At 70.4% G+C, this 14853-nt stretch carries 13 protein-coding genes; 10 read left to right on the forward strand and 3 right to left on the reverse strand.

The features are described from left to right. Positions 1 to 94: 94 nt before the first annotated feature. Positions 95 to 1459: an FAD-dependent monooxygenase gene (locus ACOKR1_RS02810; RefSeq protein ID WP_422935257.1), complete on the reverse strand. Its 1365-nt coding sequence runs from the start codon at positions 1457 to 1459 to the stop codon at positions 95 to 97. Positions 1460 to 1768: 309 nt separating this feature from the next. Between ACOKR1_RS02810 and ACOKR1_RS02815 the strand changes: the two genes are divergently transcribed. Genes ACOKR1_RS02815 through ACOKR1_RS02825 form a run of 3 tightly spaced genes read left to right on the forward strand, consistent with a single transcriptional unit; the run spans position 1769 to position 4579 of the window. Then, positions 1769 to 2896: a cupin domain-containing protein gene (locus ACOKR1_RS02815; protein ID WP_422935258.1), complete on the forward strand. Its 1128-nt coding sequence runs from the start codon at positions 1769 to 1771 to the stop codon at positions 2894 to 2896. Next, a complete protein-coding gene (locus ACOKR1_RS02820) occupies positions 2893 to 3810 on the forward strand; it encodes a fumarylacetoacetate hydrolase family protein (RefSeq protein ID WP_422935259.1) in 918 nt (305 codons plus the stop codon). Before ACOKR1_RS02815 ends, ACOKR1_RS02820 begins: the two co-directional genes overlap by 4 nt. Before the next feature lies 1 nt (position 3811). After that, positions 3812 to 4579, forward strand: a complete 768-nt coding sequence (locus ACOKR1_RS02825; RefSeq protein ID WP_422935260.1) for a maleylpyruvate isomerase family mycothiol-dependent enzyme — start codon at positions 3812 to 3814, stop codon at positions 4577 to 4579. A 112-nt stretch (positions 4580 to 4691) separates the two neighbouring features. On the opposite strand, the gene ACOKR1_RS02830 is transcribed toward ACOKR1_RS02825, so the two are convergent. Next, positions 4692 to 5723, reverse strand: coding sequence for a LacI family DNA-binding transcriptional regulator (locus tag ACOKR1_RS02830; RefSeq protein WP_422935261.1), 1032 nt, complete (start codon positions 5721 to 5723; stop codon positions 4692 to 4694). A gap of 374 nt (positions 5724 to 6097) precedes the next feature. On the opposite strand from ACOKR1_RS02830, the gene ACOKR1_RS02835 reads away from it, so the two are divergent. The 7 genes from ACOKR1_RS02835 (at position 6098) to ACOKR1_RS02865 (ending at position 13461) form a co-directional block, all read left to right on the forward strand. Beyond that, entirely contained in the window at positions 6098 to 7417 is a 1320-nt protein-coding gene (locus ACOKR1_RS02835) for an extracellular solute-binding protein (protein ID WP_422935262.1), read from the forward strand. 2 nt (positions 7418 to 7419) lie between these two features. Further along, on the forward strand, positions 7420 to 8322 hold the full coding sequence (locus ACOKR1_RS02840; protein WP_422935263.1) for a carbohydrate ABC transporter permease: 903 nt from the start codon (positions 7420 to 7422) through the stop codon (positions 8320 to 8322). After that, positions 8322 to 9224, forward strand: coding sequence for a carbohydrate ABC transporter permease (locus ACOKR1_RS02845; protein WP_422935264.1), 903 nt, complete (start codon positions 8322 to 8324; stop codon positions 9222 to 9224). Before ACOKR1_RS02840 ends, ACOKR1_RS02845 begins: the two co-directional genes overlap by 1 nt. 18 nt (positions 9225 to 9242) lie before the next feature. Continuing rightward, a complete protein-coding gene (locus tag ACOKR1_RS02850; RefSeq protein WP_422935265.1) occupies positions 9243 to 10478 on the forward strand; it encodes a Gfo/Idh/MocA family protein in 1236 nt (411 codons plus the stop codon). 2 nt (positions 10479 to 10480) lie between these two features. Continuing rightward, positions 10481 to 11485, forward strand: coding sequence for a sugar phosphate isomerase/epimerase family protein (locus ACOKR1_RS02855; RefSeq protein ID WP_422935266.1), 1005 nt, complete (start codon positions 10481 to 10483; stop codon positions 11483 to 11485). A 138-nt stretch (positions 11486 to 11623) separates the two neighbouring features. Next, a complete protein-coding gene (locus ACOKR1_RS02860) occupies positions 11624 to 12322 on the forward strand; it encodes a ThuA domain-containing protein (protein ID WP_422935267.1) in 699 nt (232 codons plus the stop codon). Then, positions 12307 to 13461, forward strand: coding sequence for a Gfo/Idh/MocA family protein (locus ACOKR1_RS02865; protein WP_422935268.1), 1155 nt, complete (start codon positions 12307 to 12309; stop codon positions 13459 to 13461). The genes ACOKR1_RS02860 and ACOKR1_RS02865 overlap by 16 nt, the downstream gene beginning before the upstream one ends. Positions 13462 to 13585: 124 nt before the next feature. Here the strand turns inward: ACOKR1_RS02865 and ACOKR1_RS02870 are convergent, their stop codons facing one another. Beyond that, on the reverse strand, positions 13586 to 14809 hold the full coding sequence (locus ACOKR1_RS02870) for an ROK family protein (protein WP_422935269.1): 1224 nt from the start codon (positions 14807 to 14809) through the stop codon (positions 13586 to 13588). Positions 14810 to 14853: the final 44 nt, after the last annotated feature.

Raw genomic sequence — 14853 nt, forward strand, 5'->3', positions numbered from 1 at the left:
AGATGCGGGTTTGGTACGGAAGTGCGGTTTTGGCGCGGAGATGCGGCCGGCGCGGGGCTGGCCTGTTCGGGCCACGACGCGCTGCCGGTGCGGCCTACCCGCCGACGGCGACCTTCACGAGCGACGCCTCGACGGGCTCCGTCGCGGTCAGGGCGTCGCGGCCGTAGAGCCAGTCCGTGTACGGGAAGCCGCCGCGGGCGCCGGCCGCCTCGAACAGCATGTTCCGGACGAGGACGGCGATCGGCTCGTCCACGTGCCACGACTCGCCCCATACCCGCGCGGTCGTCTGGACGCGGCTCGTGCGGGGCTCGCGAACCTCGTTGAACTCTCGCAGGGCGAGGGCCCACGCCTCGCGCCGGCCGCCGTCGTCGGACGCCGGAAGGACGCGCCGACGCACGGCGTCTCCCAGCACGTGGGCGTCCTCGAGCGCCTGGCACGCGCCCTGCGCGAGGTACTGGAGCATGGGGTGCGCGGCGTCGCCGAGCAGGGCCATGTTGCCGTCGACCCACGTCGGAAGGGGGAGCCGGTCGAACATGGGCCACGAGCGGACGCGCCACAGGTTCTCGAGCGCCTTGCGGACCTCGGGGACGCAGTCCTTGTACGCCTCCTCGAGCTCGCCCTCCGTGCCCCACACTTCCTCCCCGCGGAGGAACGCGGGCGACTGGAACACCGCCACGGTGTTGAACATCTCGCCCTTGCGCAGCGGGTACTGGACGAGGTGGCAGCGCGGCCCGAGCCACACGACCACGTCCTCCATGTCGGAGGCGTGCTTGACGTCGGAGATCGGCAGGGCGCCGCGGAAGGCGACGTAGCCCGAGGGGATGGGTTCGTCGTCGGACATCTCGGCTCGCACGGCGGAGCGGAGGCCGTCGGCGGCGAGGACGGCGTCGGCGTCGTACACCCGGCCGTCAGCGGTGACGGCCCGCGCCCCGAGCGAGGTGTTCTCGGTCCTCGCGATGGTGACGCCGTTGACCAGCTCGACGCCGGCCTCGCGGGCCGCGTCGACGAGGATCGCGTGCAGGTCGGCGCGGTGGGCCACGATGTACGGGGCGCCGTAGCGCGCCTCGAACTCGCCCCGGACGTCCTGGCGGAGCAGCTCGCGGCCGCTCACGGCGTCGCGGAACACGAGGTGCTTCGGCGCGACGGCGACGGAGAGCACCCGCTCGAGGAGGCCCCACTCCTTGAGCAGTCGCGTGGCGTTCGGGGCGAGCTGGAGGCCCGCGCCGACCTCGCCGAACTCGGGTGCCTGCTCGACGAGCGTGACGCACGTGCCCTGCTGGCGGAGGCGGAGCGCGGTGGCGACCCCGCCGATACCGCCCCCGATGACGACGGCGGTGGGCTCGCCGCCGCCGGTAGGCTCGCCGCCGCTGTTGGGCTGGGTAGGGGTGGGCTGGGTAGGGGTGGGCTGGGCGCCGCTCGACGTCGAGGGCGCCTCGGTGGTGGGGGAAAGCTGTGCCATGCAACTCAGGATGAGAAGGTTCCGCCCAGCAGAACAAAGAGATTCTGGAGGGCGGAATCCCGTTTCGGTTGCGCCGTCACCTCCGCAGGGCTCTCCCGTTGCGCCGTCACCTCAGCAGGGTGCGTAACCCGCAGACGTGACGGCGCAACGTCGGCGCGGGCGCCTGGGGGACTCCGCTGTCCGGGGGTTTGGGGCGAGATTCCGCACACCAGATTCTGGTGTACGGAATCCCCTTGGCTCACGAGGCCGTGGCCCCGCAGTCTCGAGGGTGACGCACACAACACCACGAGGAATGGCAAGGAGGCCACGATGAGCATCGACGGTGAGGTCACCCACGCGAGCGCCCACAACGCGATGGTCGCGAGCGAGCCCACGCCCGAGGAAGCGGCCGAGCTCGAGTCCATGTACGCGACCATGGCGCAGGAGAACATGATCCCGCTCTGGACGCAGCTCGACGAGCTCATGCCCATGGTCCCGAGCCCCGCTGCGGTGCCGCATGTGTGGCGCTGGAGCACGCTCCTGCCGCTCGCCGAGCGCGCCGGCCAGCTCGTGCCGGTGGGCCGTGGCGGGGAGCGGCGCGCGATCGCGCTCGCCAACCCGGGCCTGAAAGGCCTCCCGTACGCCACCCCGACACTCTGGGCCGCGATCCAGTACCTCGGCGGGCATGAGGTGGCCCCCGAGCACCGCCACTCGCAGAACGCGTTCCGCTTCGTGGTCGAGGGCGAGGGCGTGTGGACCGTGGTCAACGGCGACCCGGTCCGCATGAGCCGGGGCGATTTCCTCCTGACGCCGGGCTGGAACTTCCACGGCCACCACAACGAGACCGAGAAGCCCATGGCCTGGATCGACGGCCTCGACATCCCGTTCGTGCACGGCATGGACGCGGGCTTCTTCGAGTTCGGCACCGAGCGCGTCACGGACGAGGCCACCCCGGACATCTCCCGCTCCGAGCGTCTGTGGAGCCACCCCGGCCTGCGCCCGCTGTCCCGGCTTGAGAACACCGTGAGCTCGCCGATCGGCGCGTACCGCTGGGAGCACACCGACCGCGCGCTGACCGAGCAGCTCGCCCTCGAGGACGAGGGCCACCCCGCGACCGTGGGCCAGGGCCACGCCGCGATCCGCTACGTCAACCCGACCACGGGCGGCGACGTCATGCCGACCGTCCGGGCCGAGTTCCACCGGCTCCGCGCGGGCGTCCAGACCCGCACCACGCGCGAGGTCGGCTCGTCGGTCTACCAGGTCTTCGAGGGCGAGGGCGCGTTCGTGCTCGACGGTGAGCGCACGGCCGTGGGCAAGGGGGACATGATCGTCGTGCCGTCGTGGGCCGCGTGGTCCATCGAGGCCGAGACGCAGTTCGACCTGTTCAAGTTCGGCGACGCGCCGATCTTCGAGCGCCTGCACTTCAACCGCACGTACATCGAAGGAGACACCAAGTGAAGCTCGCGACTCTGCGCCTGCCCTCTGGCGGGGCGGCTGCGGAAACCGTCGTCGTCCGCCAGGACGGCGACACGTTCACCGAGATCCCCGGCTACGCGGATCTGGGCGCGCTGCTCGCCGCCGAGGGCTGGCGGGAGATCGCGCAAACGGCCGACGGCGCCGCTCACCCCGTGCGCGGCGCGGACCTCGCGCCGGTGATCCCGTCGCCGTCGAAGGTGCTGTGCGTCGGCCTGAACTACGCAAGCCACATCCAGGAGATGGGCCGCGAGCTGCCGCAGTACCCGACGCTGTTCGCGAAGTTCGCCGAGACGCTCACCGGGCCGAACGACGACGTCGAGCTGCCCGCCGCGGACCCGGCCATCGACTGGGAAGCCGAGCTCGTCGTCGTCGTCGGCAAGCGCGCCCGCCGCGTGTCCGAGGCCGAAGCGGGGGAATACATCGCGGGGTTCACCGTCGCGAACGACATCTCGATGCGCTCCTACCAGTTCCGCACCAAGGAGTGGCTCCAGGGCAAGCTGTGGGAGGCCTCGACCCCGGTTGGCCCGGTCATGGTCACGCCGGAGGAGCTCGACCGCAACGCCGCGATCACCACTCACGTGGACGGTGCCGAGATGCAGCGCGGCTCGATCGGGGACCTCGTCCATGGGCCCGAGTACCTCGTCTCCTACATCTCGGAGATGATCACGCTCAACCCGGGCGACCTGATCCTCACGGGCACGACCGGCGGCGTGGGCCGCGCGCGCAGGCCCGAGGTGTACATCACCGACGGGCAGACGGTCACGGTCGCGATCGAGGGGATCGGCGAGCTGCGCAACGTGGCCCGCGCCCAGGCCGAGCTGCCCGCGGTGGCGCCGGCCGGCGTCGAGCTTCCCGCGGTCGCGGCGGCGGGCGCGGCACGGGAAGCCCGGGCCTGACGTGGTCGCGCGGCGTGACCTGGTCGAGGACGCGGAGGTTCGCGCTGGGCTGCTCACGGCCCGGCGCGGCACGGCGTTCTTCGCGCGGAAGCTCAGCGAGCTCTCCTCGGCGGATCTCGGCGGGCCCTCGCTCCTGCCCGGGTGGACCCGACGCCACGTGATAGCCCATGTGGGCTACAACGCCCGGGCCGTCGCGCGGCTCGTCGAGTGGGCCGCAACCGGGGTCGAGACGCCGATGTACTCCTCGCCCGCGGCGCGGAACGCCGAGATCGAGTTCGGCGCGACGCTCCCGCCGGTCGCGCTGCAGAACCTGTTCGACCACTCGGCCATTCATCTGTCCGTCGAGTGGCGCGATCTGCCGGCCGCTCGCTGGGACTTCGAAGTCCGCACGGCGCAGGGCCGGCTCGTGCCGGTGGCCGAGACAGTGTGGATGCGGACGCGCGAGGTGTGGCTGCACGCGGTCGACCTCGACAACGGGGCCCGCTTCGCGGACGTCCCCGCGGCCGTGCTGCGACGGCTGCTCGGCGACATCTGGGGCGCGTGGGAGAAGCGCGGAGAGACCGCCGCGCTCGCCGTCCGGGTTGCCGGCGGCGAGGACGCCGGGCTCACGCTCGGCGAGCCAGCGCCTGGTGTGACGCTCGTCGAGGGGCCGCTCGCCGCCGTCGTCCGCTGGGCGGCCGGGCGTGGGGCCGAGCCTGGCTCGCCGCTCACGGCAACCAACGACGGCGGGAGCCTCGCCGAGGCTCCGGCGGCGCCGCGCTGGATCTAAGCCACCGGCCACCTATCCTGTCTCAACGGCGAGGACTTTGCGGGTATCGACGGGCTGACCGTCAAGCACGTTTAGACGTGACGTGAAATGGGCGGCCCGGGCCGGCGGGGGCCTAGGCCGGCGGGGCCGTCGACTCTCGCACCACCAACTGGGTCGCGAGCTCGACGCGGTGTGAGTCGAGCTGCTCGCCGCGCGCCTGCCGGAGCACGGTGCGGAGGGCGGCTCGGCCCATGTCGTGCAGGGGCTGCGCGACGGACGTGAGTGCGGGGACCGAGTCCTCGGCCAGGACCGTCCCGTCGAAGCCGACGAGGCTCAGGTCCTCGGGGACGCGGATCCCGCGCCGCCGCGCCTCGCGCAGCACGCCGACGGCGATGGCGTCGTTCCCGGCGAAGATCGCCGTGGGGCGCTCGGGCCGGTCGAGGAGCGCCGTGAGCCCCGCGATCCCGTGCTCAACCCTGAACTTGCCGTGGATCACGAGCTCGGGCGTGAACTCGACCCCGCGTGACATGAGGGCCGACATGTACCCGTGCAATCTGGCCTGGTTGCATTCTGCCGAATCGGGCCCGCCGAGATACGCGATGCGGCGGTGCCCGAGGTCGAGGAGGTGCTCGGCCGCGGCGCGCCCGCCCGACCAGTTGGTCGCGCCGACGCTCACGACGTCCGCCGGCGGCGGGTTGAGCGGGTCGATCACGACCACCGGGAGCTGCCTCCGCCGGAACGCGGCGAGGTGGGCATCGGAGAAGGCCGAGGTCACGACGATGACTCCTGCGCGTCCCTCGTCGACCATGCGCTGGGCCTTGCGGCCGAGGTCGAGCAGAGCGTCGGGTGCGGGCCCGGTGACGCTCAACACGATCTCGACCCCGGCCTCAGCCGCATAGTCGAGGATTCCGCTCAAAACGGTCGAGGCGTAGTTCGAGTTGACCGAGTCGAACGCGACGTCGACCACGTCCGGGCCGGTGGTGCTGCGGCGCTGCCCCGGGGAGCGGTACCCCGCCTCCTCGAGGGCCGCGAGCACCTTGGCGCGCGTCTCGGCGGAAACGTCCTCGCGCCCGTTGACCACCTTCGAGACGGTGGGCGTGGAGACGCCCGTGAGGCGGGCTATCGCGGCAAGCGTCGGCTTGCCATCGGGCGTTGTGAGGGTCATTGACGATCCTGAGTTTCGAAACATTTTCGCTGAGAACAGTGTGGCTTGCGCCCGGCGTCGAGTCAAGGCGCACGACGGCGGCCAGCACCCAAGCGGAAGGCTCGCCGCCGCCCGGCCTACTAACGCGCGGAATGCGTCGAGGGGCCAGTTCACCCCTTTCGTCAACGCTCTGAACTTTTTCGCCGCAACCCCTTGACCGTGATTCGAGTCACGTCCTAACGTTGCTGTGCGACCCAAGCTTCGGACGAAAGATTTCGATAGCACGGGAGCTAATTCCAGATCAGTCTCGAGGGCCTCGCCTCCGCTGAAGAGGGCGGTGGCCTCCTCCCTAGACCGGGTGGGCAGCGTTGACCCCGGAGGATGAACGGAAAACCATGAACATGCACAAACTGCGCTACGCCGCGACCGCCTTCGCCGCAGGCGCCCTTGCCGTCACGCTCGCAGCCTGCGGCTCGGGCGGTCCCGGCGGATCGGCCGTAAGCTCCGACTCGGCCACGATGTGGGGCCTCACCGGCGGCAACCAGCCGGTCCTGCAGAAGTCGGTCGACGCGTGGAACAAGGCCAACTCGAGCGAATCCATCAAGCTCGACTTCTTTGCGAACGACGCCTACAAGACCAAGGTCCGTACCGCCGTCGGTGCCGGCCAGGGGCCCACGTTCATCTACGGCTGGGGCGGCGGCGTGCTCAAGTCCTACGTCGACGCGGGCCAGGTCGACGACCTCGGCTCGTTCCTCGCCCAGAACCCCTCGGTCAAGGACCGGTACCTCCCGTCCGTCCTGCAGAACGGCCAGGTCAACGGCAAGCAGTACGCGATCCCGAACAACAACGCCCAGCCCGTGGTCCTCTACTTCAACAAGGACCTCTTCGCGAAGATCGGCGCCCAGCCGCCCAAGACGTGGGACGAGCTCATGGCGCTCGTGCCGAAGTTCAAGGCCGCGGGCATCGCCCCATTCTCCCTCGGCGGCCAGTCCAAGTGGCCCGACCTCATGTGGCTCGAGTACCTTGTGGACCGCATCGGCGGCCCGCAGGCGTTCGCCGACATCGCGGCGAACAAGCCGAACGCGTGGTCCAACCCGGCAGTCGTCGAGGCGCTCACCAAGATCCAGCAGCTCGTCGACGCGGGCGGTTTCATCAACGGCTTCTCCTCGATCGCCGCGGACAGCAACGCCGACCAGGCCCTCCTCTACACGGGCAAGGCCGCGATGATCCTCCAGGGCGGCTGGATCTACCAGAGCTTGAAGACGAACGCCGCGGACGCGATCAAGGGCGGCAAGATCGGCTGGACCACGTTCCCGACCGTGAGCGGCGGCAAGGGCGATCCGACGGACATCGTGGGCAACCCGTCCAACTTCTGGTCCGTCTCCTCGAAGGCCACGGACTCGCAGAAGAAGGCCGCGCTCGACTACATCAAGAGCGGCATGTTCACGGACGCCGACACCCAGGCGCTCATCGACTCGGGTGCCGTGCCCGTGGTCCAGGGCATCGAGGGCAAGCTGGCGGCCTCCCCGGACAAGGACTTCCTGACCTACGTGTACGGCATGGTCAAGAACGCCCCGAGCTTCACGCTCTCGTGGGACCAGGCGCTGAGCCCGGCCCAGGGCGACGCGATGCTCGCCAACCTCGACCAGATCTTCCTCAAGAAGACCACCCCGGATCAGTTCGTCAGCACGATGAACGCGACGATCGGCAAGTAAGCATGGCGTTCACCCGATCCGCCACCCGGCGGGCCCGCGAGGCGGGCCCGTCCGGGTGGCTCGCCGCCCCGGCTCTCATCTTCTTCCTCGCCTTCGCGATCATCCCCCTCGCGGGCGTCGTGGCGCTGAGCTTCACGAAGTGGGACGGCCTAGGCGAGATAACGTTCGACGGCGTAGGCAGCTGGGTCCGCACGCTCACCGACCCGGTGACTGGCAACGCGCTGTGGGTCACGGCGAAGATCATGGTCTTCTCCTACGTGGTCCAGACCCCGATCAGCCTCCTCCTCGGCGTCTTCACGGCGGGCCGGCAGCGGTACCGGGCGCTCCTCGCGGTCCTGTACTTCGTGCCGCTCCTGCTCTCCTCGGCCGCGATCGCGATCGCGTTCAAGGCGCTCCTCGACCCGAACTTCGGCATGGGTGCCGGCCTGGGCCTCCCGATCCTCGCGCAGGACTGGCTCGGCAACTCCGACCTCGTGCTGTTCGTGGTCGTGTTCGTCATCGCGTGGCAGTTCGTGCCGTTCCACACGCTCATCTACCAAGGTGGCGTCCGGCAGATCCCCGGCTCGCTCTACGAGGCCGCGCAGATCGACGGCGCGGGCCGCGTGCAGCAGTTCTTCAACATCACGCTCCCGCAGCTCAAGTACACGGTCATCACGTCCTCGACCCTCATGGCCGTCGGCTCGCTCGCGTACTTCGACCTCATCTTCGTCCTGACCGCGGGCGGTCCCGGCTACTCGACCCGCCTCCTGCCCCTGCACATGTATCTGACCGGCTTCAAGGCCAACGACATGGGCGCCGCGAGCACCCTCGGCGTGATCCTCGTGGTCATCGGCCTCGCCCTCGCCCTGCTCCTGCAGCGACTCGGCGGCACAAACCGGACGGCAAGCCAATTGGAGGGCGCGTGATGGCTTCCACAACCCAGGCCCCCTCAAGCGCCTCGGCGCCCACGCGCCGCAGTCCGCAGGAAGCCCCACGGTCGGCACGGCGCGGCAGGTTCAGGCCCAACGTCCTGGGCGCGCTCGGCGGCTGGCTGTGGCTCGCGATCATCATCCTGCCGATCTACTACGTGGTGATCACGAGCCTCAAGAATCAGGCCGGCTTCTTCGCCTCGAACCCGCTCCTGCCGCCCTCGGACCCGACGTTCGAGAACTACGCCCTCGTCGTGCAGAGCGACTTCGTGAAGTACTTCACGAACAGCCTCATCGTCACGGTGGGCAGCGTGGTGCCGACGCTCCTGATCTCCTTCATGGCCGCGTACGCGATCGTGCGGGGCAGGGGATGGTTCCTCAACTGGACCAACCGCCTGTTCCTCCTGGGCCTCGCGATCCCGCTGCATGCGACGATCATCCCGATCTACTGGATGATCACGCGCGCCCACATGTACGACACGCTGCTCGCGCTCATCCTGCCCTCGATCGCGTTCGCCATCCCGATCTCGGTGCTGATCCTGAGCAACTTCCTGCGCGACGTCCCCGGCGAGCTGTTCGAGTCGATGCGGCTGGACGGCGCGAGCGACTGGGCCATGATGTGGCGGCTCGCCTTCCCGCTCGTGCGGCCCGCGGTCGTGACCGTGGGCATCTACGACGCGCTCAACGTCTGGAACGGCTTCCTCTTCCCGCTCATCCTCACGCAGAGCCCGGACACGCGCGTGCTCCCGCTCTCGCTGTGGACGTTCCAGGGGGAGTTCAGCGTCAACGTGCCCGCGATCCTCGCGTCCGTGGTCCTCGCGACGCTTCCGCTGCTCGTCGTGTACGTTGTGGCGCGCCGCCAGCTCGTGAGCGGCCTGACGGCGGGCTTCAGCAAATGATTCGAAAGGACGGCAACTGTGACTGAATCCAAGCCCCTGCGCGTCGGCATGGTGGGATACGCGTTCATGGGAGCCGCGCACTCGCACGCGTGGCGCACCGCGCCGCGATTCTTCGACCTTCCGCTGGTTCCCGAGCTGGCCGCTGTCGCGGGCCGGGATCCGGAGCGGGTCGCGGCGGCCGCGGCGAAGCTGGGCTGGGGTTCGACCGAGACGGACTGGCGGCGCCTCATCGAGCGGGACGACATCGACCTCATCGACATCTGCACCCCAGGGAACACGCACGCCGAGATCGCGATCGCCGCGCTCGAGGCCGGCAAGCACGTGCTGTGCGAGAAGCCGCTCGCGAACTCGGTCGCCGAGGCGGAGCGGATGACGGCGGCCGCAGACTCCGCAGCGGCCCGGGGCGTGTTGTCGATGTGCGGGTTCTCCTACCGGCGCACGCCGGCGCTCGCGCTCGCCAAGCGGCTCGTGGACTCGGGGGCGCTCGGGGAGATCCGGCACGTGCGCGCCCAGTACCTCCAGGACTGGCTCACGGACGAGAACGCGCCGCTCACGTGGCGGCTCGACCAGTCCAAGTCCGGCTCGGGCTCGCTCGGGGACATCGGCGCGCACATCATCGACGCCGCGCAGTGGGTCACGGGGCAGAACATCGTGGGGCTTTCGGCGCTGCTCGAGACGTTCGTGAAGGAGCGCCCGATCGCGGGCGATTTCGTAGGCTTGGGCGGGTACGGCGGCGCGGACGCTCCGCGCGGGCCGGTGACGGTCGACGACGCCGCGGCCTTCACTGCGCGGCTCGACGGCGGCGCCGTGGGCGTGTTCGAGGCGACGCGATTCGCGCTGGGCCGGAAGAACGCGATGCGGCTCGAGGTCAACGGCACGAAGGGTTCGCTCGCGTTCGACTTCGAGGACATGAACTCGTTGTGGGTGTACGACGCCGCGCAGGAGCCCAACGCCGGATTCCGACGGATCCAGGTCACCGAGCCCGAACACCCGTACACGGGCCATTGGTGGCCGGTGGGCCACGGGCTCGGCTACGAGCACGCGTTCACGCATCAGGTGGTGGATCTCGTGGAGGCGATCGCGGCCGGGAAGCAGCCCACGCCGTCGTTCGCAGACGCGCTCACGGTCCAGCGCGTTCTGGAAGCCGTCGAAGCGAGCGCCGCGGACGAGTCCCGCTGGACGAAGGTTTCGGGCTCTGCGGGGGTTTCGGGCTCTGCGCGGGCTTCGGTTTCGACGAGGGTGGGAGGAGCCTGACGATGGCACGACCTATTACCTTGTTTACGGGCCAGTGGGCGGACCTGCCGTTCGAGGAGGTCGCGCGGCTCGCGGGGGAGTGGGGCTTCGACGGGCTCGAGATCGCCTGTTGGGGCGACCACCTCGATCCGGTGCGGGCCGCTGTGGACAACGCGTACGTCGCCGAGAGGCTCGCGATCCTTGAGCGCAACGGCCTGAAGGTGTTCGCGATCGCGAACCATCTGACGGGCCAGGCGGTGTGCGATGACCCGATCGACGCCCGGCACGAGGGGATCCTGTCCCCAGAAGTGTGGGGCGACGGGGATCCGGAGGGCGTGCGCGTGCGCTCGGCGGAGGTCATGAAGGCCACGGCGCGGGCCGCGGCTCGGCTCGGGGCCAAGACGGTCACCGGCTTCACAGGGTCCTCGATCTGGAAGGCGGTCGCGATGTTCCCGCCGGTGCCGGACGGGATGATCGAGGCCGGCTACCAAGACTTTGCGGACCGGTGGAATCCGATTCTGGACGTCTTCGACGAGGTCGGGGTCCGGTTCGCGCTCGAGGTCCACCCCTCCGAGATCGCCTACGACTACTGGACCGCGAAGCGCACGCTCGAGGCGATCGGTGACCGCGAGTGCTTCGGGCTCAACTTCGATCCCTCGCACTTCATCTGGCAGGACCTTGATCCCGTCATGTTCCTGCAGGACTTCGCCGAGAAGGTCTTCCATGTGCACGTGAAGGAGTCGGTGCGCCAGCTCAACGGGCGCAACGGCCGGCTCGGCTCGCACCTCGCTTGGGCGGACCCGCGGCGGGGCTGGGACTTCGTCACGGCTGGCCACGGGCACGTGCAGTGGGAGCCGATCTTCCGGACCCTGAACGCGATCGGGTACGAGGGGCCCACGAGCATCGAGTGGGAGGACGCGGGCATGGACCGGCTCGTCGGGGCCCCGCAGGCGCTCGAGCTCGTGAAAGGCCTGGCCCGGATCTCGCCTCCCGCCGCGGCGTTCGACGCCGCCTTCAGCAGCCGGTGAGGTTCGCACCCGGGGCGCGGCACCGCCGTCGTCTGCGCCTCCGGTGCCCGCCCCACGTTGCGCCGTCACCTCCGCAGGGTGCGCACCCAGCAGAGGTGACGGCGCAACCGGAATTCCGCAACCAACCAAAGGACAGCAGTGACAACCACCAAGAACGCGCTCGTGGTGCGCGGGGGCTGGGACGGGCATCAGCCCATCGAAGCCACCGACCTGTTCATCCCGCACCTCGCGGCCAACGGCTTCGATGTGCGCGTCGAGGAATCGCCCAAGATCTACGCCGACGCCGAGTACATGGCGAGCGTGGACCTCGTGATGCAGTGCATGACGATGTCCACGATCGAGAAGGACGAGTTCGAGGGGCTCCGCACGGCCGTCGAGAACGGGTCCGGGCTCGCCGGGTGGCACGGCGGGATCGCCGACTCCTACCGCAACACCTCGGATTACCTTCACCTCATCGGCGGGCAGTTCGCGTGCCACCCGGGCAAGCACCCCGACGAGCGCACAGGCGAGCAGTCGGACAACTACGTTCCCTACACCGTGAACATGCTCCCCGCTGCCGCCGAACACCCCATCACGCAGGGCATCGGGGACTTCGACCTCGTGACCGAGCAGTACTGGGTCCTTGCCGATGACTACATCGACGTCCTCGCGACGACCACCCAGAAGGTCCGGGAGTGGGACCCGTGGCACCGCGAGGTGACATCGCCCGCGATCTGGACCCGGCAGTGGGGCAAGGGCCGCATCTTCGTGTGCACGCCAGGCCACAGGGTAGAGATCCTCCTGGACGCCAACGTCCGCACCATCATCGAAAGGGGCCTGCTGTGGGCAAGCCGCTAAATGTCGGCATCATCGGCTGCGGGGCCATCGTCGCGCAGTACCTCGCGAGCTTCCGCCGGCTCGAGGACGTGCGGCTCGTGGCCGTCGCGGACCTCGACGCCGCGCGTGCGCAGGCCGTCGCTGCCGAGTACGGCCAGCACGTGCGCGCCGTGCCGGTCGACGAGCTTCTGGGGGCACCCGACGTGGACCTCGTGCTGAACCTGACCATCCCCGCCGCGCACGCCGAGATCGCGCTCAAGGCGATCGCGGCCGGCAAGCACGTGTACGGCGAGAAGCCGCTCGCGGCCACGGCCGCGGACGCCCGGAAGGTCCTCGACGCCGCGGCGGAGGCGGGCGTCGCCGTGGGCTGCGCGCCGGACACCGTGCTCGGCACGGGCATCCAGACCGCGCGCAAGGCCATTGACGACGGCGCGATCGGCGTCCCCGTCGCGGCGACGGCCACGATGGTCACGCCCGGGCATGAGCGCTGGCACCCTAACCCCGACTTCTACTACGTGCCCGGCGGCGGGCCGCTCCTGGACATGGGGCCGTACTACGTCACTGCTCTCGTGACACTCCTCGGTCCGGTGGTCTCGGTGATCGGCGCGGCGAGCCACACCCGCTCAGAGCGTGTGATCGGCTCGGGGCCGCGCGCGGGGGAGCGGATCCCTGTCACGACCGACACGCACGTGACCGGCGTTCTGGTGCACGAGTCTGGCGCGCTTTCGACGCTCGTCATGAGCTTCGACGCCGTCGCGACGCACTCGGAGAACATTGAGGTGCATGGCTCGCTGGGGACGCTCGCGGTTCCCGATCCGAACCACTTCGACGGGGAGGTTCAGCTCGTGCCACTCGGGTCGCGCGAGTGGGAGGCGCTCCCCGTCTCGGCCGGATATGTGGACTCGGGCCGGGGCTACGGGATCGCGGACATCGCGCGGGCGCTGGCCGAGGAGGCTGTCGCGGAGGCTAGCGGTGGCGCGGCCGGTCGGTCCGCCGGGGAGGCGCGAGCGAATGGCGAACTCGCCTACCACGTGCTCGACGTCATGGAATCCCTGCTCGACTCCGCGCACGCGGGGAAGGCCGTCGAGGTGCGGAGCCGTGCCGCGCGGCCGAGCCCCGTCCCGCTCGCGGACCTCGCGCGCGCCGAGGTCGGCTCGTAGCGCTGACGCGTTCCTTCCTGCTCACTTAGGGCCCCGAAGGCCCCGGACACGCCGAGGCTGGCCGCCGCGGCCCTGGCGTGTCGCGGTTCTAGATGGGCAGGAAGGAACGGACGCCTGAGCGTCCTCAGCCCAGCAGCTCGTATGGCGCCGCGAGCGCCCGCCGCAGGGAGGCCCCGGCCGCCCCACGCAGCGCCGCCGTGGTGCCGAGCTCCGAGAACGCGACCGCGTCCGGCGCCACGAGCCCCGGCGCGAAACCGTCGAGGCTGCTCGAGAGGGAGGGACTGATCCAGTGCCGAAGCACCGCAAAATGCCCGCCGAGCACTACCGCGGAGAGATCCACGAGGCGCGCGGCGGAGACCACCGCGATCCCGAGATAGTGCCCGGCACGTTCGACGGCGCTCATCGCCTCCGCGTCCCCGCGCCCCAAGGCGGCCTGCAGAGCGGACATGCGCGCCGCGGTCGTCCGCCCGCCGTCGGTGATGCCCGCCGCGGCGAGGATCGCCTCTTGGCCGGCCACGGTCTCGAGGCACCCGCGCCCGCCGCAGCTGCAGCGCCGCCCGCCGGGCTCGACGACGACGTGCCCCACCTCGCCCGCATAGCCGCCCGGGCCCGCGAACAGCTCCGAGCCGATCACGAGCCCGCCGCCCACGCCGACCTCGCCCGAGACGAACAGATACGTCCCGAACGAGCCGCCGTGCCCGTACCAGAGCTCGGCGAGGGCGGCGCTGTTGGCCTCGTTCGAGAGGACCACGCCGAACGGGGCGCCGGGGACGAGCTCGCCGAGCGCCGCGGAGACGTCGATGTCCCGCCAGCCGAGGTTCGGCGCGGTGACGATGCGGCCTCGGGCAGGTACCACGAGACCAGGGACGGCGAGCCCGCCGCCCACGAGCCTCATGCCGGCGGCCTCCGCCTCCGCGACGCAGCGCCGCGCGAGGCCGGTCAGCTCGGCAACGACGTCTTCGGGCCTTCGCCCCCGGTTCTCCGCCTCCGCGACCTCGTGGAAACGGAGCGCGCCCTGGAGGTCGACGATCCCGACCGCGAGGTAGTCGACGTTGAGCTCCGCTCCGAGCGCGCCCTGCTGTCCGTTGAGCACGAGGCCCACGCCCGGCCGTCCGCGCTCGCCGGCCCGGGTGACGCCGACTTCCTCGACGAGCTCGGTCTCGAGGAGCTCCGCGACGAGGCTCGAGACCGAGGCCTTCGTGAGGCCGGTCGCGGCGGCGATGTCGGCCCGCGTGGCGCGCGCGTCGGGGCCGATGCTGCCGAGGACGAGGGCCAAGTTCCGCCGCCGCACGTCGGCCACGCGCCCGGGGGCCGCGCTGCCTCCCGTGCCGCCCAAGTGCTCGCGCACGCTCGCCCCTTCCCGATGAGTTCGGCGGCCGTCCGGTTCCTCCG

It is taken from the genome of Sinomonas sp. P47F7 (genome assembly GCF_049332655.1).
Classification (GTDB): Bacteria; Actinomycetota; Actinomycetes; order Actinomycetales; family Micrococcaceae; genus Sinomonas.

What these genes read in the sequence shown, in the direction of transcription:
- ACOKR1_RS02810 (WP_422935257.1), bottom strand. Translation starts at nt 1,459, where the DNA reads ATGGCACAGCTTTCCCCCACCACCGAGGCGCCCTCGACGTCGAGCGGC.
- ACOKR1_RS02815 (WP_422935258.1), top strand. Translation starts at nt 1,769, where the DNA reads ATGAGCATCGACGGTGAGGTCACCCACGCGAGCGCCCACAACGCGATG.
- ACOKR1_RS02830 (WP_422935261.1), bottom strand. Translation starts at nt 5,723, where the DNA reads ATGACCCTCACAACGCCCGATGGCAAGCCGACGCTTGCCGCGATAGCC.
- ACOKR1_RS02835 (WP_422935262.1), top strand. Translation starts at nt 6,098, where the DNA reads ATGAACATGCACAAACTGCGCTACGCCGCGACCGCCTTCGCCGCAGGC.
- ACOKR1_RS02840 (WP_422935263.1), top strand. Translation starts at nt 7,420, where the DNA reads ATGGCGTTCACCCGATCCGCCACCCGGCGGGCCCGCGAGGCGGGCCCG.
- ACOKR1_RS02845 (WP_422935264.1), top strand. Translation starts at nt 8,322, where the DNA reads ATGGCTTCCACAACCCAGGCCCCCTCAAGCGCCTCGGCGCCCACGCGC.
- ACOKR1_RS02855 (WP_422935266.1), top strand. Translation starts at nt 10,481, where the DNA reads ATGGCACGACCTATTACCTTGTTTACGGGCCAGTGGGCGGACCTGCCG.